The following is a 23089-nucleotide window of genomic DNA, read 5'->3' on the forward strand; positions in this document are numbered from 1 at the left end:
GGATCAATGGATTTTAAACAAATTGAAGCTTTTATCAACGTAGCTAAATTTAAAAGTTTTTCTAAAGCAGCCGAAGCAATATTCCTATCCCAGCCGACTATAAGCGCCCATATATCAAACCTTGAAAAGGAACTTAATACAACTTTGTTTGACAGAAGCAGCAAGGAAGTTAATTTAACTCCCGCAGGAAAAATATTTTTCGACTATGCCCTAAACCTTTTAAACATTAGAAACAACGCAATATATTCCATAAACGAATTTCAAAAAAATATTTCAGGAAAATTAAATATTGCCTCCAGCACAACGCCCTGTAGATTTTTATTACCATCTTTGGTTAAAAAATTCACAGAAAATTATCCCTCTGTAGACTTTGACGTTAAGGAGGACAGCACTAAAAACGTAATAGAACTTGTTTTAAATGGAGATGTTGAGCTTGGTATAGTTGGAGAGACTATATGCGATGAAAGACTTGAGTATAAAAAAATAGCTGATGATAATCTTATACTGATAAGTTCTCCCGATGTTCCTTCAATAGATAGCTTAGAAGATATGATTAAAGAAAAATTCATCTTAAGGGAGAGCGGTTCTGCCACAAGGAATGTTTTCGAAGAATTTTTAAATTCTAATGGACTTTTAGAAAAGATAAAAGTTGCTATTGAAACAAGTAGCCTCGAGGCAGTATTGCAATTTGTAAAGAATGGACTTGGCGTTTCTGTCGTTTCTGAACTTGCCTGTGAAGATTATATTAAGGCAGGTTATATAAAAAAGCATGATGTCAAAAATCTAGACTTAAAAAGGAATATTTATTTAGTCCTCCATCAAAAAAGGACCCTTTCACCTGCAGCAAGGGCCTTTAAGGAATTTATAAGTAACATTTAAAGGAATTTTGCATATAATATAATGCATAAATTTTTAGAGGGTTAATATGTTTTTTTAAATAAAAAATTGACCCCTATTTAAAAAACTTAATGAAGATCAATTTAAAAAGCAAAATTCCAGTTATCATATCCTTAAGGGAAGACTCTAAAAAAATAAAAAGTAAAATAACCTCATCAAACGGTAAAATAAAATGGGAATATGAAAACATAAAAGCTATATCCTGTGAGCTTTCATCCCTTTCTATAGATTATATAACTGAATATCCCGAGGTTTCCTTTATATGTTATGACTATAAGGGTAATCTTTGCTTGAAAAATGCTGAAAAACTTATAGGTTTAAGTTATCCTAAACTTTTCAAATTAACAGGAAAGGGTATAGGAATAGGTATAGTAGACACTGGAGTATATCCTCATCCAGACCTTACAATTAAGCGAAATGCTATAATTTTTTTTAAGGATTTAATAAACGGAATTGAAAAGCCCTATGACGATAATGGACATGGAACATTTATATCAGGGTGTATTGCAGCCTCTAAATATACCTCAGATATCGAAGGAATAGCACCTGATTCTAATATTGTTATGATAAAGGCCTTCGATGCCTCTGGAAAGGGATTTTTATCGGATGTAATTAAGGCTATTGATATTCTAATAAGCAATTCTGAAAGTCTCAATATAAGGATAATTAATCTTCCCTTTGAATTCGACATAAATGTAAACATCAATCCATTAGAGGAGATAATTAAAATAGCTCTTTCAAAGAATATCACAGTAGTGGTTCCTTCCGGAAACTCAGGACCCCAAAGTTTTTCCATTTATTGCCCGGGAAATATCGATGAGGTAATAACCGTCGGCGGTGTCGAGTTCGGTGGAAATATGAAAAATATAAGAGTTTGTAGTTTCTCTGGAAGGGGACCTACTTTTAAAAAAACCGTAAAGCCAGATATTGTAATGCTGGCATCCAACGTTAAATCATTGGCTTCCGATATAACATATATCCCTGGCAGAACATCAAATTTGTTAAATGCATATACTGTTAAATCCGGGACGTCCATCGCTTCTGCTATAATTTCAGGTGCAATTGCAGTAATTTTAGAGAAAACCCCCGATTTAACTCCAAAGGACATAAAATCAATTTTAAGCCTTTCAACAATAGGAATTGGGGAAGATAAATACTCACAAGGGAAAGGATTATTTGTTTTTGACAAGATATTAAAGTAAAAGATAGAGCCCTTTATCTTATATAAAAGATAAAGGGCTCTTGTTATCTTATATATTTTAAAGGGTTTTTAGGAACGCCGTTTTTTCTAACCTCAAAATGAAGGTGGGGCCCTGTTGAACGACCTGTGCTTCCTACTGCTGCTATCTTTTGTCCCCTATCTATATATTCGCCTATGCTAACATATATTTTACTTGCATGTCCGTATACTGTATGGTAGCCATCACCATGTTTTAAAATAACGCACTTTCCATAGCCACTTTTCCAGCCGGCAAATACAACCTTCCCTGAAGCTGCAGCGTATATAGGTGTCCCTGTTGGGGCTGCAATATCTACACCCTCATGCATTCTTCCCCATCTATATCCAAATCTTGATGTTATCCTTCCCCTTGATGGCCTTATAAAGCCTCCAAAGGCCATGTAGGAGGAACTTGTTTTCTTCCCACCAACGATTAAAATTTCGTCCTTAGGTTCTTTTAAAACTTTGGAAGATAAAACATCCTCTTGAATTACGTCATCGTTTAATATATAAACCTTCTTTTCAACATGGGCAAGACCATTTTTTCCTTCTTCCTTAACTTTTTCTATGCCTTGTTTTAAGCTTTTATCGATTATCTTCTTTGTATCGTAGGGTATTTCTTCCTTGGCATTTATAATAGCTACAATTTCAACATTAACGTATGGCTTTTTCTTTATGAATTTAATCTTTTGTCCTATCTGGATCTTATCTATATTAAGATCAGGGTTTGCAAGTTTAATATCCTCGATAGAAATGTCGTTTTTCAAGGAAATGTCCCAAACGGTGTCTCCCTGTTTTACTTCATATTCATAGGTTAGCATTTGTCCGTCTGCAATCTTTTGAAGGATATCATCTATATCCATTGTATTTTTGTAGTAGTCAAAGGTTTCAACAGCCTCAATGTTTTCCTTTATAGTAGCTGAGATTATCTTCACATCCCCCTGAACCTTTGGATAATAGTATTTTTTAATTTTGTCTAAGAGATTTTGATAATCCTCATAATATTTTACCTTTGCTATTTCCTCTCCGTTTATCTTGATGCTATATACCCTTGCCTTAAGTCCCAGCCTTTCTCTTATATTATATTCCAATTCCTTTTCAGATAAAAAGTTAGTCTTTAGAAAATTTACCCTTTCATAGGATATTGAATTTAAAGGAGTTTCACCCTCGGTTTCCTTAATGGAATTTAAAACATTTTTATATGTCTCAATACCTTTAACCACACCAATATTGCTGCCGTTTATCTTTATTATGTAGGCAGACTCCTTGTCTATATTTATATCAATGCAGCTTATTGCAACGAATATTCCAACTAAAAAGCCCAGGATAGAAAAAATGTCGATTTTTTTGTAAAATTTAAGGTTTTTGGATAATTTTGATAAAAAATCAACTTTACCTTCTCCTTGCACCTTCTTTCCCCCTTTCTCTTTAGCTCACATTTTTTAGTATACAATAATAAAAAAATTTTTGCAACCTAGTATATTTTATGCAACATTTTAACTATTTATTTCTATTTGTTTTAACCCCCTTAAACTGATATAATATATTAAAGCAATAAAAAGAGGTGTATCACCATGGCAAATATTAAAATTAATTCTCCATTGCTGGATTTTATTCCTGTTCCCTATGAATTTTTTGAAAAACATCTCAAGGATATAAACGGTGACTTTTTAAAGGTTTACCTTATGATATTAAAATTAGCCTATGATGGTCTTGAAATCCCAACATATAAATTAGCAAAGGATCTTAATATGCTCGAGGGTGATGTTATAAAGGCAATTGAATACCTTCAGGAAATAGGAATACTACTTGTTAACAGCGACGGCTCCTTGTCCTTTACCCACTCAAGGAGAAACGATTTTTCCCAAAGCCTTCAAGAAATGCTTATAAATATAGAAAAAATAATTGCAAGGCCTTTGTCAACTAAGGAAATTTCAACGTTTATTGGATTTGTAGAGGATTTTAAATTTCCACCGGAGGTTGTTAATCTTTTGGTAGAATACTGTGCATCAAAGCAAAAAACCGACATAAGATACATAGAAAAGGTTGCTATTGCTTGGCATGAAAGCAATATTAAAACCATTGAAGATGCACAGGCACATTTAAACCGATTTGATGAAAGGTGGAATAGATTTAAAGAAATACTTAATTTTATGGGGATTAAAGATTTAGAAATATCAAAACCTCAAGAGGAACTTCTTGATAAATGGATTTATGATTATAAATTTTCCGATGAACTTATTAAGGAAGCCTGTAGAATTTGCGTTAAAAGGATAAATGAAATTAATTTTAATTATATAGATGCCATATTGAACGACTGGCACAAAAACAACATAGATTCATTGGATAAAATAAAAAGATATGATAAAAAACAAAAGGTTGCAAACAAGCAAACTCAAAATTATTTCAACAGCTACGGCGGTCAGAGAAAATACGATATAAAGGAACTTGAAAAAATGCTCCTTTCAAGGAGGGATAACAGTGAGAAGCAGGATAATAGCTGAAATTATGGAGGAGTATGAAAAGCTTCAAAATGAGGCAAAGGCAAAACAAAAGGAAAGAATTGAAAAGGTTTATTCAAAAATCCCAAGAATTAAAGAAATAGATGATGAAATAAAAAAGCTTGGAATTTCGATGGCAATGGCTGTTGTAAGCGGTGAACAAGCAGAGAAAATAATACAAGAAACAAAGGAAAAAATAACTAATTTAAAAATAGAAAAAGGGGAGCTTTTATCCTTTTATAAAATTTCACTTGATTACATGGAAATCAAATATAAATGTGAAAAATGTAAAGACACTGGATTTATAGGTTCGGAAAAGTGCTCCTGCTTTAAACAAAAGCTGATAGATAAACTTTACCAGCAGTCAAATTTAAAAGAAATTCTTAAAAGGGAAAACTTCGATACCTTTGATATAAGTCTTTATTCAACTGAAATTTATCCTGGAGAAGCTACATCACCAAGAAAAAACATGGAAAGGATTTTTACCGATTGTCTTAATTTTGTCCAAAACTTTGATAATATAGACAGAAGCCTCTTTTTCTATGGAGGTTCTGGTCTTGGTAAGACCTTTTTATCCCACTGTATAGCAAAGGACCTTTTGGATATGGGAAAGGTTGTTATATATCAGACTGCGCCAGATCTAATTAACATTATTAAAAATTCTAGATACGACGATAATTCTCAAAGGGAAGTAATTGAAGATATATTAGACTGCGATCTTTTAATTATAGATGACTTAGGAACCGAACCTAACAGCACAGGTTTATCTCAATTAGAACTATTTAACATATTAAATGCAAGGCTTTTAAAGAATAAAAAGATGATAATTTCCACAAATCTTCCCCTTGAAGACTTTGACTCCATATATGCCGAGAGGATAAAATCAAGGATATTCGGTTCCTTTGATGTTTATAAATTCTTTGGAGACGATATAAGAATTAAAAAGTGGATAACTAAATCTTCCGTATCATAAAAAGGTAGGCAAGAGCCTACCTTTTTTGTAAAAACTAAAAACCCTAGCAAAAGCTAGGGCTTTTATGGAGCCGGCTATAGGACTTGAACCTACAACCTACTGATTACAAGTCAGTTGCTCTACCGATTGAGCTAAGCCGGCATATGGCGACCCAGAAGGGGCTCGAACCCTCGACCTCCGGCGTGACAGGCCGGCACTCTAACCAACTGAGCTACTGGGCCGTATGGTGGGCACCACAGGGCTCGAACCTGTGACCCTCTGCTTGTAAGGCAGATGCTCTCCCAGCTGAGCTAGGCGCCCAAATGGTGACCCCTAGGGGATTCGAACCCCTGTTACCACCGTGAAAGGGTGGTGTCTTAACCACTTGACCAAGGGGCCACACAACATTTTCTATTATACAATGACATAAAAAAATAGTCAATAATTTGCTCTAAAAATTTTTTCAAAATTCTTTAGAAAATTAAGGAATTAGACCCAAGGTCTAATTCTTTTTTTCATAATCTTCAAGTGCCTTTTTAACTGTCCTTGAAAGAGCTAGTAAGGCTATAAGGTTTGGAATAACCATTATTCCATTGAAAAGGTCGGCAAGTTCCCATACTAAGGGAACTTCAAGGACTGTTCCTAATGCAATAAATATAATAACCAATATTCTATATGGCATTAACCCTTTTTTGCCAAATAAGAATTTAACATTGGCCTCTCCAAAGAAATACCAACCTATTATTGTTGAAAAGGCAAAGAATAAAAGGGAAATTGCGACAAACACTCCTCCAAAGGATCCTAAACCTCTAATAAAAGCCTCCTGAGTTAACTTTATCCCTGTTGTTTTAGTTTCAATTGAGCCTGTAGTTAAAATTACAAGGGCAGTTAAAGTTAAAATAACAAATGTATCTATAAATACACTTATAATACCAACAACCCCTTGTTCAACTGGATGATTTACCTTTGCAACAGCATGGGCATGGGGTGTTGAACCCATACCTGCTTCGTTGGAGAAAAGTCCCCTTGCAACACCATATCTTACGGCTTCTTTAACAGTTGCACCTATTATTCCTCCTGTTGCTGCCTTAGGATTAAAAGCTCCAAGGAATATCATCTTAAAAGCAGGAATAAGTGAGTCTATGTTTAAAACAATAACTATTATTCCTCCTATTATATAAAATAAGGCCATTAAAGGAACCATCTTTTCTGTTACTGAGGCAATCCTTTTTATCCCGCCTATAAAAATAAAACCTGCTATAACTGCAAGAACTATCCCAACGTAAATAGGCTTTATTCCAAAGGAATTACTAAAGGCTGCTCCGATGGAATTTGACTGAACCATGTTGCCCATAAATCCTAGCGCTAAAATAATTGAAACCGAAAATAAATAAGCAAGAAAATTGCTTCCTAAACCTTTTTTAATATAATAGGCAGGTCCACCCGTAACCTCATCCTCTACCTTATCCTTAAAAGTTTGTGCAAGAACTGCTTCTGAAAAAAGGGTTGACATTCCAAAAAAGGCACTTAACCACATCCAAAAGATTGCACCTGGTCCACCTGATGCAATGGCTGTTGCTGCACCGGCAAGATTGCCTGTTCCAACTTGAGCTGCTATTGCCGTTGCAAGAGCTTGAAAGGATGTCATGCCCTCCTTTCCTGCCTTTTCTCCCTTTAATGTTATATTACCAAAAACCCTTTTCCACCCATCCTTAAATCTTCTTATTTGGACTCCCTTTAAAATAATAGTATAATAGATTCCAGTCCCACATAATAGAAAAATTAAAACATAGCTCCAAAGAATGCTATTGATATTTTTTACAAGATCTAACATAGAATCCCCCCGTCCTTAAGTTAAAAGTTTAACAATAACCATTATACTCCTTAAATATTGACATTACAAATAGTTAGGTTCTTATTTATAGAAATTATCTTTAAATATTCTAAAAATATTAAATTTTTCTAACAATTTCGCATAAAAAAGCACTTTATCAGAATAAAATTTCTGAAAAAGTGCTTAGATCACCTATAAAACCTCAAGCTTATATAATAACATCTACGATATTAAATTCCTCATCTAAAATACAAAACTCCGCATCTTTCCCAGCTTCAATACTTCCCTTTTTATCGTAAATCCCCAATAGTCTTGCAGGATTAATTGTAGCTAATTTTACTGCTTCCCACATCTCAAGGTTTGTGTTTTTGTAAAAGTTTCTTATTCCCTCATTCATCTTAAGAACGCTTCCTGCAATAGTTCCATCCTTTAAAGTTGCCTTGCCATTCTTTACTATTACAGCCTGTCCTCCAAGCTCATATTCCCCATCCCCAAGAAGGCAAGCCCTGTTTGAATCAGTAACAAGAATTATTCTATTTTTTCCTTTAATTCTAATTAAGACTTCGTAAAGATAAGGATGGATATGAATATTATCAGGTATTACTTCACAATAAACATCAGTTATAAAGGCAGCACCTAAAACCGAAGGATTTCTATGATGAATCTGAGGCATTGCGTTAAAGGTATGAGTTATACTTTTAGCACCATGCTCTATTGCCTTTATCGTCTTCTCATAGCTTGCACCACTATGTCCGATTGATATTATTATACCTTCTTTACAACATTTTTTGATAAATTCCTCTGCCCCTTCAAGCTCTGGTGCTATAGTAACTATTTTAATAACATCCTTATAGGGTTCTATCAACTTAAAATCAGGATCTATTAAAAATCTATCATCATGGGCACCCTTATATTTTTTACTTATAAAGGGTCCCTCTAGATGAACTCCTAGTAAGCCTTTATATCTTCCCCTTAGCATAAAATCTTTAATTCTTCTTAGTGCTTTTTCAATTTTTTCAAACTCCAACGACATCGTTGTTGCAAGAAAGGATGTAACCCCTGTTTTTAAAAGGTCCTTCGATATTTCCTCTAATCCTTCCTCATCCATAAAATCATATCCTGAACATCCATGAACGTGAATGTTTATAAATCCTGGTGAAACGAAGTTTCCTCCCACATCCATAAGCTCTATCGTTGATAGATTATATTCCTTTTCTGAAACTATATCTATTATTTTATCTTCAAAAAGTATAACCCTGTCCTCTAATACACCATTTTCAAGGATTATTTTACCGTTTTTAATTCCCTTCATAGGTCCCTCCTAATTTCTTTTTTAAGTTTAAAATCATAGGTGGAGATACACTAAACTCATCCAATCCCATTTCAAATAGAGTTTCTGTCATACTTAAATCCGATGCCATCTCTCCACACATTCCAACCCATATTCCTTCTCTATGTGCATTATCAATAACAATTTTAATCAATCTCAATATTGAAGGGTGTGATGGTTCATATAGGTATGATACATTTTGATTCATCCTATCAACCGCTAATGTATATTGTATAAGATCATTTGTTCCTATACTAAAAAAGTCAACTTCCTTTGCAAGTATATCAGATATTATTGCAGCCGAAGGAACCTCTATCATTATTCCAAGTTTATAATCTTTAGAATATTTAATATCCTGAAAAGATAATTCTTCTTCAGCTTCCTTTAATATCCCTTTTGCTTTCCTTAACTCCTCCAAGCCCGAAATCATTGGAAACATAATTTTAAGATTACCATAAACTGATGCTCTTAGGATAGCTCTTAACTGTGTTTTAAATAAATCTATTCTATTAAGGCAAAGCCTTATTGCTCTCAATCCTAAAAATGGGTTTTGTTCCTTTTCTAAATTTAAATATGGCAAATGTTTATCTCCACCTATATCAAGAGTTCTTATTATAACTGGTTTCCCATCCATCTTTTCTAAAACATACTTATATGCCTCAAATTGTTCATCTTCTGTTGGTAGAGTCTCTTTGTCCATATATAAAAATTCCGTTCTAAAAAGTCCAATTCCATCTGCACCATATTTTATAGCTAAATCAACTTCCTCTTTTCTTCCTATATTTGCTGCTATTTCTATTAACCTTCCATTTTTGTTTACTATAATATTTTTATACTTTAAAAGTTCACTTTTTTCATCATTAATTTTCTGCTGTTTTTCTTTATACCTTTTTACAGTTTCATCATCAGGATTAACAACTATAATACCCTCATCACCATCAAGTATTAAAATGTCACCTTCTTTTACTACATCTGTTATATTCCCCAATCCTAAAACTGCTGGTATTTCAAGTGTTCTTGCTATAATTGCAGCATGAGATGTTTTCCCACCTAAATTAGTTGCAACTCCCAAAACTAATTCTTTATTCATTTGTGCTGTTTCAGATGGAGTAATATCATCAGCTACGATGATGCATTTTTCAGGTATATTGGCTATAGAGTTGTTATTGCTTCCACTTAAAATATTTATTATTCTATTTCCAACATCCTTTATATCAGACGCTCTTTCCTTAAAGTATTCGTTTTCCATATTAAGAAATATTTGAGCATATTCATGGCTTACTAATTTTACTGCATATTCAGCATTAATTTTATCGTCGTAAATTCTATTTTTAATTGAATTAATAAATTCAACATCTTCTAAAATCATCAAATGTGCTTCAAAAACTTTAGCAATCTTTTCTCCTATTGTATTAACTGAAGCATCTTTTATTTTTTCTATTTCATCCTTAGTTATAGAAATTGCTCTATCTAGCCTATCAATCTCTTCTTTAGCATTTTCTACTTTATATTTTTTAACTTCTATTTCTTTTTTTATAATATGTGCCCGTCCAATCGCTACTCCAGAAGAAGCAGCAATGCCTTTATACATTCTCCCACCTCAATCCTTTAAATCTTCTAAGAGTTTCTGTAGTGAATTTATAGCCTCTTTTTCATCCTCACCTTCAGCTTTTATCCTTATTTCATCTCCCATTGCTGCTCCCATTGCCATAACATTCATTATGCTCTTTGCATTATATTCTTTGTTATTTTTGATTAAATAAATATTCGACTTAAACTTCATAGCCTCTTTTACAAGTATACTTGCCGGCCTTGCATGAAGCCCCGTTGGGTTATTTATTTTTACTAAAATTTCCTTCACAGAAATACCTCCTTATTTTAATCTTACATTAGCAATAACATCGCCTTCTTCAGCATCTATAAAATTTACGTTCATTTCCTTAACCTTTTCCATGTTAGTAATTAAAACAGGAATTATAGTTGACTTAGCTTTATTTTTTATAAGTTCTAAATCAAAGGTTATAAGTTTATCTCCAATCCATACATAATCTCCCTCATTTACAAAAGTGACAAATCCCTTCCCTTTCAACTCAACAGTATCAATTCCAATATGAATTAATATCTCCAATCCTTCTTTAGTTTTTATTCCAATGGCATGTCCTGTTGGAAAAACTTGAATTATTTCTCCCTCAACTGGAGAATATATAGTATTATCTTTTGGATCTATTGCAAAACCATCTCCTACCATTTTACTTGAAAAAACCTCATCTGGAACTTGTGATAAATCTATTACTTTTCCTTTTATCGGTGATTTTATCTCAATCTGTCTCTTACTAAAAAGTCCAAACAATTTTACTCCTCCTTTTTATCTGTTTATAGATGCTGCAATTCTAAAATATGTATGCCTTCTGCCTCTTATAGTTATCGAATAAGCTAATATATTTTCAGGGATCGCAATTCCCGGTAATCCGCAATCTCCAATATGATGAATATCTGCTCCTGCCATTTTGCACATTAAAGCTATATTTTTTATAGTATTCTCTTCTGCTCCTTCTTGTGAAGTTCCAATTGTAGTCATAGCAATCGCTCCTAAATCATGAACATAATCTATAAGTTCTTTTGCATAATCCAATGTAATACCAGGAATAGTTCCAGGTGCTGGAATTAAAATGCCATCTGCACCCTTTTCGATAAATGAATAAATGTCCTCTTTAGTTATCAATTTGCTGCCTTGTTCTTTTTTAATCCCTGATGAGTGCATTTTACCTGCAAACAAAACTATATTTTCACCAACTACAGATTTTATTTCTTCTATAGATCTACTTATTTCATTATTAGTAACTCCCGTTTTAGGATTGCCAGTTAATATTATAAAGTCTACACCCATTTCTTTTGCCTTTTTAGCGTTCTCCTTTGATGCAATCCTTCCTTTGCTTATGCTTTCAATATTCATTGAAAAATCTACAGGTTCTAAATTAATACCCACTGGTCTGCCTGTTAACCTTTTCACTTCCTTTATATAGTCATAATTATCCTCAACTTTAATTCCCTGAACTAATGGTTCGTTTAAATCAAACATATTTAAAATGATTAAATCTGCTCCAAAGGCAGCAGCCAATTCAGCATTGCTTATATTTAAAAGTAAAGGCTGCAGTAGACTTATCACTTCAGCTGCAATTACTCTGCCTTCGCTTGCCATAATAGATTCTATTAACTCTTTCTTACTCATCTTTAAAATATCCGATGAGAAACTATCAATAAATCTTTTCATGTTATCACCCCAAAAATCCTCGGGCAAAGCCCGAGGAATGTTATACGCTTAAATTTTTATTGCTCATAATCGACTTTATATGTGTTACAAGTGGGTCTGCTGAAGTTCCAACAACAATTTGATAATTATTTTTACCCATCTTTATAACTCCTGTGGCCCCAAGAGTCTTTAATGCGTTTTCGTTAACCACATCTGGATTGTTTACTGAAACTCTAATCCTTGTCACACATGCATCTATATTAACTATATTTTCTTTTCCTCCTAAGGCACTTAATATCTCAGCCGCCTTATCTTTTAAAGCTGATGAGGACAATTTGGATATTACTGATGATTCCTCCTCAATTCTTCCTGGAGTCGGTATATCATACTTAATTATGATATAGTAGAAAATAAAGTAATAAATTATGCCGAATATAACCCCAACTACTAAAAGTCCTATAGGTTTACTTGATATACCAAAATTTAAAACATAATCTATTAACCCTGCTGAAAAACCAAATCCACACCTCATTCCAAGAGCTGTCGTAACTGCAAGTGAAATCCCGCTCAAAAGAGCATGGATTACATACAAAAGTGGTGAAAGGAACATGAATAAAAATTCAATAGGCTCAGTTATTCCTGTTAAAAATGATGTAAACGCAACACCTAACAGCATTCCTGTAACTTCTTTTCTATGCTCTTTTTTAGCAGCCATTATCATAGCAAAGCAAACTGCAGGTAGTGCAAACATCATTATTGGGAAAAATCCTGTCATAAATGTTCCTGCATTTGGATCACCAGCAAAGAATCTTGATAAATCCCCTGTTACAATTTTACCAGTTGCATCTTTAAATTCACCAAATTGGAACCATACAAAAGAATTAATAACATGATGAAGACCAAATGGTATTAGTAGCCTATTTAACAATCCAAAGAAAAATCCTCCAATGGCTCCAGATGAGGCGATAGCATTACCAAAGGAACTGATAAAGTTTTGAATAAGTGGCCATACATACCCAAAAATAACTCCAATAACTAAAGAATAAAAAGAAGTTACGATAGGAATAAACCTCTTTCCACCAAAGAAACCTAAAAAGTCTGGTAATTTAATGGCCTTATATTTATTATATAGATATCCAGCAAGTATACCGACAATAATACCAGATAATACTCCCATGTTTATCTTGTCATTAAATGTAGTAGCAACCTTAGTTAATACAAAGTAACCAACTGCAGCTGCAAGTCCAGCAACTCCATTGTTTTCTTCAGCAAAACCAATGGCTATACCGATAGCAAATAAAAGAGCAAGGTTACCAAAGATTGCATCTCCTGCAGCAAACATCCATTTTAAATTAAAAACATCTGGTGCCCCAAGCCTTAACAAAAGTGCTGCTGCAGGTAAAACTGCAACTGGCGTCATCAAAGCCTTCCCAAGCTTTTGAAGATTAGCAAGCAATTTGTTGTTACTCATTAAAATCCCCCTCCTAAATTTAAAATCAAAAAGAGCCAAAAAGGTAAAATGCTACCTTTTTGGCTCTTGCTTGACAAAGTCAATTGCACGCCAAAATTTCAAGAATATTCTATTAATTTTATTTTATACCATATTTTACTGTCTGTCAACGGAGTTTAATAAACTTTGCTGCATCTTTATCTAAAATGAATGTTACATCTGGATGAAGTTGCAGAACTGATGCAGGATGTTTCGGAACTATCGGCCCATATATTGCTTTATATATTGCTTCCGCTTTTTCTTCCCCACTTGCAAGAAGTATTATTTTTTTTGAATGCATTATTGTTTTTATGCCCATGCTTATTGCAAATCTTGGGACCTCAGCAATGCTATTAAAAAATCTCGAATTTGCCATTATTGTTTCTTCATCTAGTTTTACAACATGGGTTGTTGCTTCAAATTTTAAATCTGGTTCATTAAATCCTATGTGCCCATTTTTGCCAATACCGAGTATTTGAAGATCAATTCCACCCTTTTCTTCAATAATTCTTTCATATCTTTTACATTCCTCTTCCAAATCCTGTGCCATGCCATCTGGTATGTAAATATTTTCTTTCTTTATGTTTATATGATTAAAAAAGTTTTGAAACATGTAATAATGATAACTATTTTTATCATTTTTATCTAAACCAACATACTCATCTAAATTAAAAGTAACTACATTTGAAAAGTCTAAATCCTCTTCCTTATGCATCCTTACAAGTTCTTTATACATACCTATAGGCGTACTTCCAGTTGCAAGTCCTAATATAGTATCAGGCTTTAATAGAATTTGACCTGCAAGCATTAAAGCTGCTTTCTTACTCATAGATTCATAACTATCCTCAATAATAATCCTCATAAAACCCCTCCTAAGCAAAAAAAGCTGAAGGACTCACCTTCAGCTTTTGCCTAAAGTTACACGCTGATTTACAATATTATTATAATCCATAATAAGGGATTAATCAATATAAGGTTTTGTTCTTGAATTTTTCAACATGCATAGCCATATAAGCTATTTCATCATCAGATACTTTTTCTTTTAATTCATTTTCCATAAATTTTGCTATTATTTGTGCTATTTTATAAGAATCCTTATATTTTCTTTTAATAGCTGACTTTAATTCATTTTTTATCGGTATTTTGTTAATTATCCTATAAATTGCAAATTTTATATGAGTTATAAATCTTGCATAATCTATCGATTGTTTATTTATTTCCACTTTTAATTCATCCTCTAATATTTCAATTACACTATTACAAATATATATATTCTTCAAAGTATCTGAAACCTTACCTTTATTTTTTGCAGCATTTATATGAAGTGCAATAAATCCAATTTCACCATCAGGAATTTCAATATTTAATCTTTTTTTAATCATAAATGCAGCTTTTTTTGCAATTTCATAGTCTTTATTGTATAATGTTTCTATTTCTATTATAAATGGATTTTCTATCTCGTCATTGTTTTTTAATCTTTTTATTGCAAAAGCAATATGATCTACTAATTTTACATGTATTTCTCTGTCTAATTCCTCGTATTCTTCTGAAATCATACTAATTACTTCTTCACATACCCCTACAATTTCTTCATCTATGTTTAATATTAATTTATCAAATCTATCTTTAATATCTCTTTCAAGAATAAATATCTTTTCAAATCTATCTTTATTAATTAATTCACCTTTTCTTTTGTTAAATCCTATCCCCTTATCTATTAATATGTATTCTTTTTCGTCTTTTTTAGCTAAAACAACATTGTTATTAAAAATTTTTAAGATTTCATAGAACTCCAACTTTCTCCACCCCCAAAAGGAATGTTCTAATAACATTATATTATATAAATTTAATGTGATGAACTTATTTAAATCCACATATTATTATCAACGTAAGAATAAAATTAAACTAAGAAAATCTTTTATAACGTTTACTTATATTTCAAAAACATTATAGAAAGAGGTATATATATGTTAAATGATTTACTAAATAAAGATAGAATTATGTTAAACATTGTTTGTGAAAATTGGGAAGATGCTATAAAAACCGGGACTAAAATTTTATTAAATGATAATTGTATTACAAAAAACTATGAAGAAGCTATTATAAATAATTTTAAATCTCTAGGACCATATATGGTAATAGCTCCTGGCATAGTTTTAGCACACGCAAGACCTGAAAATGGTGTAAAGAAACTTTCTATGAGTCTAATAACATTAAAAAACCCCATCAATTTTGGCAGCGAATTAAACGACCCTGTAAAATTAATTATTACATTAGCAGCTATAGATAGTAAAACTCATCTTGAGGCATTATCTCAGCTTATAAATTTATTAATGAATACAAATGACCTCAATATTATAATAAACGCTAAATCAAAAGAAGAAGTTTTAAATATAATAAACAAATATTCAATTACATAAAAAAAAGGGGGGATGAAGGTGAAAATTCTTGTATGCTGTGGTAACGGACTTGGGAGCAGCTTTATGTTGGAAATGAATGTTAATAAAGTTTTAAAAGAACTTAATTTGAAAGCCGAAGTTGAGCATTCAGATTTGGCCTCTGCAAAGGCGATTAAAGCAGATATTTATATTGCAACTAAAGATTTGGCAAATCAAATGATATCTTTAGACGGCTATGTAATTATCCTTAATAGCATAATAAACTTAAATGAAATAAAAGAAAAATTAATAGATGCTTTTAAAAAATTAGATATTGATTTTTAAAGGGGGATAATTTATGTTAAAATTTTTACTTGACATATTAAGTGTTCCTTCTATTTTAGTTGGACTCGTTGCTATGATAGGACTTATAATACAAAAAAAGTCTAAATCTGAAGTAATAAAGGGATCATTAAAAACAATAATGGGATTTATTGTCCTTGGTGGCGGTGCTGGCATAGTGGTATCATCTTTATCTGATTTTAGTTCTATGTTTCAACAGGCCTTTGGTTTAAAAGGAATAGTTCCAAATAATGAAGCTATTGTTGCCTTAGCTTTAAAAACATATGGAATCCAAACTGCTCTTATTATGACATTTGGTATGATAGTAAACATAATTATTGCAAGGTTCACCAAGTTAAAATATATTTTTCTAACAGGTCATCACACACTATATATGGCATGTTTAATAACAGCCATATTAATCTCAGGTGGTATAAAAGGAATCGCTCTTATAATTTTAGGATCCATAATTTTAGGATTTGTAATGGCAATATTCCCAGCTATTGCACATCCAACAATGAAAAAAATTATAGGCCAAGACGAGGTTGCATTTGGTCATTTTGGAACTATTGGATATGTTTTTTCAGCATGGATAGGTAAAATAGTAGGTAAAAATTCTAGATCAACCGAAGAATTAGAACTACCTCAAGGGCTTAGTTTCTTGAGAGATACATCAGTTGCAATAGGATTAACAATGACAATATTATATCTTATTGTTGCTTTTACAGCAGGTAAAAATTTCGTAGAAAAAAATTTAAGCGGCGGACAAAACTTTATTGTTTATTCTACTATCCAAGCAATAACTTTTGCAGGTGGAGTATATATAATTCTTTCAGGTGTAAGACTAATACTTGCTGAAATAGTTCCTGCATTTAAAGGTATTGCTCTTTCTATTGTCCCCGATGCAAAACCCGCTTTAGACTGTCCTGTTGTATATCCTTATGCTCCAAACGCAGTTTTAATAGGTTTCTTATCAAGCTTTCTAGGTGGTATCATAGGTATGTTTATACTAATTACACTTAAGGCTCCCGTGATCTTGCCAGGTCTTGTTCCCCACTTTTTCTGTGGAGCAACTGCTGGAGTATTTGGAAATGCAACAGGAGGAAGAAAGGGAGCCTTTTGGGGTGCATTAGCTCATGGTCTTTTAATTACTTTTCTTCCAGTAATGCTACTTCCTGTTTTGGGAGATTTAGGTTTTGCTAATACAACCTTCGGTGATGCAGACTTTGGAGTTGTTGGAATAATTCTTGGAAATATAATCAGGTTATTTATACATTAATAAACTAATCTATGCATTCTACTATTATATTTTAGAAAAATTAAATGATAATTAAAAAAGTCTATGGTGATTCATTAAAAATAACCATAGACTTTTTTATTAAACTATTGTTACAGAACAAGGATTATACAAGTTTTTGATGGCTATCTTGTTATAAAATTATATCATCTATCTTGTATTATCTTTTTTGTTCCTTCTCTATTAATAAAGAAAACATTATATTTCTTAATACAATACTAATACTGAAACCAGGCCCTTTTAATATTTCCCTACAACTATAGTATTTTCCCTCTCTGGTCCTACGGAAACTATTGATATTCTGACCCCTGTATATTCTTCGATGAATTTTAAATATCTCTTTGCGTTTTCTGGAAGGTCATCATAGGTTTTTGCATCCTTTATCGACTCATCCCAACCGTCAAATTCCTCATATATAGGTTTGCATTTTGCAAGATCCTCTAAGGAGGCTGGAAAGTTATCAATCACCCTTCCTTCGAACTCATAACCTGTACATACCTTTATCTTTTCAAGGCCAGCAAGGGTGTCAATTTTTGTTATTGCAAGGCTTGTAAGTCCTGATATCCTTGCTGCATATTTTAAAATAACAAGGTCAAGCCAGCCACATCTTCTTGCTCTTCCTGTTGTAGTTCCATATTCAAATCCTTTTTCCCTTATGTATTCTCCAACTTCATCAAAAAGCTCCGTTGGGAAGGGACCCTTCCCAACCCTTGTTGTGTAAGCCTTGCATACTCCAACAACTCTATCTATCATAGTAGGACCAATGCCAGAGCCTATACATACGCCTCCTGCAATTGGATGGGAGGAGGTTACATAGGGGTATGTTCCATAGTCTATGTCAAGAAGGGTGCCTTGAGCTCCTTCAAACAATACTTTTTTGCCTTCCTTTATATTATCATAAAGAACAACTGACGTATCGGTTATAAAATCCTTTAACTTTTCTGCATATTCTATGTAGGTATTATAAATTTCATCAAAATTCATTTCTTCATCTTCGTAAATTTCCCTTATGAGCCTATTTTTAACCTCTAAGTTTGTTTTTAGCTTTTCATAAAAAACCTCTTTATTTAATAGGTCGCATATCCTTATCCCAGTTCTTTCATGCTTGTCGGTATAGCAAGGTCCAATACCCTTTCCTGTAGTTCCTATATCCTTTGAACCTCTTTTCTTTTCTGAAAGGGCATCGATTTTTTTATGGTAGGGCATTATAACATGGGCTCTATCGCTAATTAAAAGCTTTTTATTATCAACCCTTATGCCTTCATTTTTTAAATATTCAATCTCATCTAAAAGGGCCTTTGGATCTATAACGACACCATTTCCTATAATGCATAGCTTGTCATCGTAAAGTATCCCTGATGGAATAAGATGAAGCTTATATTTTTTATCATTGGCAATAACAGTATGTCCTGCATTATTTCCTCCCTGATATCTTACAACTACATCAGCACCCTCTGCTAAAAAGTCTGTAATCTTTCCCTTTCCTTCATCTCCCCATTGGGCACCAATAACAACTAAACTCATTTTACCACCTCAAATTCTCTTTAGTATTTCCCTTGCGATAATAACTCCTGAAACTGAAGCCTGTGCAAGCCCCCTTGTTATTCCTGCACCATCTCCTCCAGCAAATAAATTTTTAACTTGTGTTTCCAAATTAGATGAAAGCTTAACCCTTAGAGAATAAAATTTTACCTCTACTCCATATAATAGCGTATGTTTTGAATAAATACCAGGTGCAATTTTATCAAGGGCCTGAAGCATTTCTATAATATCCGTTAAGAATCTATATGGGAGAACCAAACTTAAATCCCCTGGAGTTGCATCCTTTAAGGTTGGCCTTACAAGTCCCCTTCTTAGTCTTTCCTCCGTCGTCCTTCTTCCCTCTAAAAGATCTCCAAGCCTTTGAACTATTACTCCTTCTCCAAGCATATTTGCAAGGCTCGCAACATATTTTCCATATTCTATCGGTGAATTAAAGGGTTTTGTAAAATTCTTTGAAACCAAAAGGGCAAAATTTGTGTTTTCGCTTTTTTTGTGGGCATAGCTATGTCCATTTACCGTTTTTATTCCGTCGTTGTTTTCCACAACAACCTCTCCGTATGGGTTCATGCAAAAGGTTCTTACCCTATCATCGAAGGATTTTGTGTAGTATATAAGTTTAGATTCATAAACGGCATCGGTAATATCCTTAAAAACGATGGCAGGGCATTCAACCCTAACACCTATATCTACAGGATTTGTAGATGTTTCTAATTTTAATCTTTCAATTTCTTTAGAAAACCAGTCAGAGCCTTCCCTTCCTGGCGCAACAACTATGAACTTTCCTTCAACCACTTCACCGTTTTTTAGCTCTACTCCCTTTGCTATTCCATCCTCAACTATTATTCTTTTTACCTCTGTATTTGTCCTTACATCTATCCTTTCCCTTAAGTATTCCTCCATCTTTTTTAATATGTTAAAGCAGTTATCCGTCCCAAGATGCCTTATTTTAGCAGGGATAAACTTAAGATCTGCAGCTGCTGCCCTTTTCATAAGATCTAAAACCCTATCGTTTATCTCCCCATGAACTTCATCGGGGCCTCCAAATTCTAGATAGATTCCGTCTATGTATTCTATAAGTTTTTTAAGTTCATCTATGTCAATATATTCATCAAGTATTCCTCCAAATTCCGTCGTTAAAGTAAGCTTGCCGTCGGAAAAGGCCCCTGCACCACCCCAACCTGAAACTATAGCACAGGGTTTGCAGTGCTGACATTTAACTCCTTTTTCAGTGATAGGGCATTTTCTTTTTATTATGCTCTTTCCCTTTTCAAATAAAGCGATTTTAAGATTTGGGTTATTTTTTATAAGCTCTAGGGCTGTAAAGATTCCAGATGGTCCTCCGCCTACTATTATAACATCAAACATATTTGTTCCCCCTTTTTGTGTTTGCATTTATAATTTATCATAGTCTGTCATCTTAGTCAATTATGATGATAATAATTTAACTTATGTTCGACTTATTACGAATTATATTAAAAATATCAATAATATTCATTCAAATAATTTTTATGTTTTAATCTACAATTTTTGTGGTATAATTGTATTATCAAAGCATAAGGAGGGTGCCATGAATATACCTAATGCTTTAACTACATTAAGATTTATCCTTATTCCTACATATTTATTTGTATACTTCTCTAAAATAAATAATTCTTTTCTTTTTGCCATGATTATATTTTTTATAGCCGGTGCCACAGATGTATTAGATGGTTATATTGCAAGAAAATATAACATGGTCACCAAGTGGGGAACTTTGCTTGATCCCCTCGCCGATAAGCTTATGCTCTTAACTGTATTATTCTCCTTATCCTATACAAATATAATCCCCCATTGGGTTTTTTATATTGTTCTTATAAAGGAAATTTCTATGATCATAGGGGGCTTTACTTTACTTAAAAAATATGAAACCGTAGTTGCTGCAAAATACTATGGCAAGGCTGCAACAGTTCTATTTTATGTTGCCATTGGTATTCTCATATTTAACAAAATGTTTGGGCTTTATTTCCTATACTGTGCAATATTCTTGGCTTTTTTTGCCCTTTACAATTACTTTATCCATTTCATTCAAATTAAAAGACAGGCAAAATACTAGTCGCCTGTCTTTATGTTTTCTATCATTTTATATGAACTACCCTTCCTAATTAATAAGGAGAAGCGTTAATTATATCCATTTCAATTGTTCATTTTCTTCCCGTTCAAAGAATAATTTATTATTATGGTTAGAATCAATTATCCTATAGGCTTCCTTTAAGTCACCAAAAAGCCATGCATCTATATCTCTTTCATCAATTATAAGAGGCATTCTATCATGCAAATCTTTCATTTCTTTATTTGGTGATGTTGTAAGGATAGTAAATGCATTAATTATACTCTCCCCAACTTTAAAACTATTATATATGCCACCAAATAAAATAAATTTACTTTCCTTTTTTATTTTGTATTTTATTTTATCTTTGCCTTCCTTTTTCCATTCAAAAAAAGCATTAGCAACAGCAAGGCATCTTCTGTTTATAAAGGAGTCTTTAAAAAAAGGCTTTTTATCAACCGTTTCAGTTCTTGCGTTAAATACAGCTTTATTTTGCAGCGGGAACCCCCATTTATAAATTAAAATTATTTTATCCACACCTTCTAAAATTTTATCCACATTTTTTGTGATTATCGGTGCAGAATTTGTGGGAAAAACCTCACCCCTTGTGAAATCTTTAAAATCGATAGGTCTTGCGCCAAAATAATTTGAAATCTCCAAAAGATCATCCTCAAGCCAATACCTTCCACACATTTTATCGCCCTCTTAAAAACTCCCATTTTGTTTCTACTGTAATAACTGAGATAAGTATTAAAGCACATCCTATAATAGTCCTCAATGTAAAGGTTTCACCTATAAAAATTACAGAAAATATGCTTCCAAAAACCGCCTCCATGCTAAGAAAAATAGCAGCTGATGTTGATTTTGTATATTTTTGAGCAACCGTCTGGAGTAAAAAGGCAATACAGGTAGATAAAATTGAAAGATATAATACTGCAAGATATCCGTTAAAGGATATATGTTTAATGGAAGGTTCCATAAAAATAGCTGTTAAAATTGAAAGGATAGCAGCAACTCCAAATTGAATAACTGTTAAATTTATAGGTTCTAACTTTTCGGCATAGTATCCCGTTGATACTATATGCCCTGCAAAGAATACAGCACAAATTAAGGTCAAAAGGTCGCCAAAATTTATAGACATGCCTTTGTTATAAGTAAGGGCGCCGATCCCAATAAAGCACAAAATTGCACCTATAAAGGAATAAAGATCCGGCCTTTTTTTGTAAAGGGCCCAATATAAAAATGGAACCATTACTACATTTGTTCCCGTTAAAAAGGCTTGTTTCCCTGGCGTTGTAAACTGAAGGCCTATAGTCTGACTTGCAAAGCCTGAAAATAAAAACAAACCTATAACGATCCCACCTATAAGTTCTGCCTTATTAATATTTTTAACTTTTTTAAAGAAAATAATAGCTAAAATAAAAAAAGCAATAGTAAATCTAAAGGCCATAAGATATAAAGGAGTGATTTCCGATAAAGCATTCTTAGTTGCAACGAATCCCCCCCCCCAAATCGCTGCAACAAGTAAAAGGGCTAAATTAGCCCAAATTGTAACTTTTTTATCCATACATGTCCCCCCCAAAACTTAGGTAATTTAATTATATCCTGAATTTTGAAAATTTTCTATGTAGCAAAGCATGTTCATAGTGTAAAATTATTGTAGGACGAAAAAGGACAAAAAATTTAAAAGAGACAACCCCTGTGGTAAAATAAAAAGTGGAAAAAACACAAATCAATAAGGGGGTGTCTCTTTTGAATAATATTATACAACATGATATTATACAACAACATTTAATAAATTTCACTACTAAATTAATAAAAAATGTAGAAGAAATGCTGTCAAAAGAATGGGATTTTACAAAACTTGTTGAGGTAGTTAAAGAATCGACTGATGAACTTGGAAGGAATATAATAAAAGACTTTTTAGAAGAATTAGATAAAGCGATTAAAGAAGATGATAAGAGAAAAAAGG

The 23089-nt window shown here is 32.7% G+C and carries 22 protein-coding genes, 4 tRNA genes and 1 pseudogene; 9 read left to right on the forward strand and 18 right to left on the reverse strand.

Annotated elements, in window-relative coordinates:
* The first annotated feature begins 6 nt into the window (after window positions 1–6).
* Window positions 7–879 (forward strand): selenium metabolism-associated LysR family transcriptional regulator, encoded by an 873-nt coding sequence (locus tag CAAU_RS00530; protein ID WP_008907485.1) that lies wholly within the window; start codon window positions 7–9, stop codon window positions 877–879.
* Window positions 880–968: 89 nt separating this feature from the next.
* On the forward strand, window positions 969–2099 hold the full coding sequence (locus CAAU_RS00535) for a S8 family serine peptidase (RefSeq protein ID WP_008907486.1): 1131 nt from the start codon (window positions 969–971) through the stop codon (window positions 2097–2099).
* Between the two features lie 43 nt (window positions 2100–2142).
* On the opposite strand, the gene CAAU_RS13770 is transcribed toward CAAU_RS00535, so the two are convergent.
* Window positions 2143–3525 carry a M23 family metallopeptidase gene (locus tag CAAU_RS13770; RefSeq protein ID WP_008907487.1) on the reverse strand — a complete coding sequence of 461 codons (1383 nt, stop codon included), beginning with the start codon at window positions 3523–3525 and terminating at the stop codon, window positions 2143–2145.
* Between the two features lie 165 nt (window positions 3526–3690).
* Between CAAU_RS13770 and CAAU_RS00545 the strand changes: the two genes are divergently transcribed.
* Window positions 3691–4620 (forward strand): DnaD domain protein, encoded by a 930-nt coding sequence (locus tag CAAU_RS00545; protein WP_008907488.1) that lies wholly within the window; start codon window positions 3691–3693, stop codon window positions 4618–4620.
* Window positions 4598–5590: an ATP-binding protein gene (locus CAAU_RS00550; RefSeq protein ID WP_008907489.1), complete on the forward strand. Its 993-nt coding sequence runs from the start codon at window positions 4598–4600 to the stop codon at window positions 5588–5590. Before CAAU_RS00545 ends, CAAU_RS00550 begins: the two co-directional genes overlap by 23 nt.
* A 65-nt stretch (window positions 5591–5655) precedes the next feature.
* Here CAAU_RS00550 and CAAU_RS00555 read toward each other — a convergent pair.
* From CAAU_RS00555 to CAAU_RS00615, 13 genes are all read right to left on the reverse strand, one after another.
* Window positions 5656–5731: transfer RNA gene (locus CAAU_RS00555), tRNA-Thr, on the reverse strand.
* Window positions 5732–5734: 3 nt separating this feature from the next.
* Window positions 5735–5811 (reverse strand) — tRNA-Asp (locus CAAU_RS00560).
* A 3-nt stretch (window positions 5812–5814) separates the two neighbouring features.
* A tRNA-Val gene (locus CAAU_RS00565) sits at window positions 5815–5890 on the reverse strand.
* A gap of 3 nt (window positions 5891–5893) precedes the next feature.
* Window positions 5894–5968 (reverse strand) — tRNA-Glu (locus CAAU_RS00570).
* Between the two features lie 103 nt (window positions 5969–6071).
* On the reverse strand, window positions 6072–7403 hold the full coding sequence (locus CAAU_RS00575; RefSeq protein WP_008907490.1) for an alanine/glycine:cation symporter family protein: 1332 nt from the start codon (window positions 7401–7403) through the stop codon (window positions 6072–6074).
* A gap of 208 nt (window positions 7404–7611) precedes the next feature.
* On the reverse strand, window positions 7612–8715 hold the full coding sequence (gene nagA / locus CAAU_RS00580) for an N-acetylglucosamine-6-phosphate deacetylase (protein ID WP_008907491.1): 1104 nt from the start codon (window positions 8713–8715) through the stop codon (window positions 7612–7614).
* Window positions 8702–10324 (reverse strand): phosphoenolpyruvate--protein phosphotransferase, encoded by a 1623-nt coding sequence (gene ptsP, locus CAAU_RS00585; RefSeq protein WP_008907492.1) that lies wholly within the window; start codon window positions 10322–10324, stop codon window positions 8702–8704. The genes nagA and ptsP overlap by 14 nt, the downstream gene beginning before the upstream one ends.
* Window positions 10325–10333: 9 nt before the next feature.
* The gene (locus CAAU_RS00590; RefSeq protein WP_008907493.1) at window positions 10334–10594 is read right to left on the reverse strand and encodes an HPr family phosphocarrier protein; all 261 of its coding nucleotides are present in this window, start codon (window positions 10592–10594) and stop codon (window positions 10334–10336) included.
* Between the two features lie 12 nt (window positions 10595–10606).
* Window positions 10607–11083 carry a PTS sugar transporter subunit IIA gene (locus tag CAAU_RS00595; protein ID WP_008907494.1) on the reverse strand — a complete coding sequence of 159 codons (477 nt, stop codon included), beginning with the start codon at window positions 11081–11083 and terminating at the stop codon, window positions 10607–10609.
* Window positions 11084–11098: 15 nt separating this feature from the next.
* Window positions 11099–12004 (reverse strand): DUF7916 family protein, encoded by a 906-nt coding sequence (locus tag CAAU_RS00600; protein ID WP_008907495.1) that lies wholly within the window; start codon window positions 12002–12004, stop codon window positions 11099–11101.
* 40 nt (window positions 12005–12044) lie between these two features.
* Entirely contained in the window at window positions 12045–13454 is a 1410-nt protein-coding gene (gene nagE / locus CAAU_RS00605) for an N-acetylglucosamine-specific PTS transporter subunit IIBC (protein WP_008907496.1), read from the reverse strand.
* Between the two features lie 145 nt (window positions 13455–13599).
* Entirely contained in the window at window positions 13600–14334 is a 735-nt protein-coding gene (nagB, locus tag CAAU_RS00610) for a glucosamine-6-phosphate deaminase (RefSeq protein WP_008907497.1), read from the reverse strand.
* A gap of 103 nt (window positions 14335–14437) precedes the next feature.
* Entirely contained in the window at window positions 14438–15268 is an 831-nt protein-coding gene (locus CAAU_RS00615) for a PRD domain-containing protein (RefSeq protein WP_008907498.1), read from the reverse strand.
* A gap of 171 nt (window positions 15269–15439) precedes the next feature.
* On the opposite strand from CAAU_RS00615, the gene CAAU_RS00620 reads away from it, so the two are divergent.
* Genes CAAU_RS00620 through CAAU_RS00630 form a run of 3 tightly spaced genes read left to right on the forward strand, consistent with a single transcriptional unit; the run spans window position 15440 to window position 17471 of the window.
* Window positions 15440–15892: a PTS sugar transporter subunit IIA gene (locus CAAU_RS00620; protein ID WP_008907499.1), complete on the forward strand. Its 453-nt coding sequence runs from the start codon at window positions 15440–15442 to the stop codon at window positions 15890–15892.
* Window positions 15893–15904: 12 nt separating this feature from the next.
* The gene (locus CAAU_RS00625; protein WP_202801030.1) at window positions 15905–16195 is read left to right on the forward strand and encodes a PTS sugar transporter subunit IIB; all 291 of its coding nucleotides are present in this window, start codon (window positions 15905–15907) and stop codon (window positions 16193–16195) included.
* A 13-nt stretch (window positions 16196–16208) separates the two neighbouring features.
* Window positions 16209–17471 (forward strand): PTS ascorbate transporter subunit IIC, encoded by a 1263-nt coding sequence (locus CAAU_RS00630; RefSeq protein WP_008907501.1) that lies wholly within the window; start codon window positions 16209–16211, stop codon window positions 17469–17471.
* Between the two features lie 258 nt (window positions 17472–17729).
* On the opposite strand, the gene CAAU_RS00635 is transcribed toward CAAU_RS00630, so the two are convergent.
* Entirely contained in the window at window positions 17730–19013 is a 1284-nt protein-coding gene (locus CAAU_RS00635) for an adenylosuccinate synthase (RefSeq protein ID WP_008907502.1), read from the reverse strand.
* A 9-nt stretch (window positions 19014–19022) separates the two neighbouring features.
* The gene (locus tag CAAU_RS00640) at window positions 19023–20396 is read right to left on the reverse strand and encodes an NAD(P)/FAD-dependent oxidoreductase (protein ID WP_008907503.1); all 1374 of its coding nucleotides are present in this window, start codon (window positions 20394–20396) and stop codon (window positions 19023–19025) included.
* 202 nt (window positions 20397–20598) lie between these two features.
* On the opposite strand from CAAU_RS00640, the gene pgsA reads away from it, so the two are divergent.
* On the forward strand, window positions 20599–21123 hold the full coding sequence (gene pgsA / locus CAAU_RS00645; protein WP_008907504.1) for a CDP-diacylglycerol--glycerol-3-phosphate 3-phosphatidyltransferase: 525 nt from the start codon (window positions 20599–20601) through the stop codon (window positions 21121–21123).
* A gap of 69 nt (window positions 21124–21192) precedes the next feature.
* On the opposite strand, the gene CAAU_RS00650 is transcribed toward pgsA, so the two are convergent.
* Both CAAU_RS00650 and CAAU_RS00655 read right to left on the reverse strand, forming a co-directional pair.
* A complete protein-coding gene (locus CAAU_RS00650) occupies window positions 21193–21810 on the reverse strand; it encodes an SOS response-associated peptidase (protein WP_008907505.1) in 618 nt (205 codons plus the stop codon).
* Window position 21811: 1 nt separating this feature from the next.
* Window positions 21812–22684 (reverse strand): DMT family transporter, encoded by an 873-nt coding sequence (locus CAAU_RS00655; protein WP_008907506.1) that lies wholly within the window; start codon window positions 22682–22684, stop codon window positions 21812–21814.
* Window positions 22685–22869: 185 nt separating this feature from the next.
* On the opposite strand from CAAU_RS00655, the pseudogene CAAU_RS00660 reads away from it, so the two are divergent.
* Window positions 22870–23089 (forward strand): annotated as a pseudogene (locus tag CAAU_RS00660) (UPF0236 family protein); the annotation flags it as partial.

Origin of the sequence: Caloramator australicus RC3 (assembly GCF_000297115.1) — a bacterium.
Lineage (GTDB): Bacteria > Bacillota > Clostridia > Clostridiales > Caloramatoraceae > Caloramator > Caloramator australicus.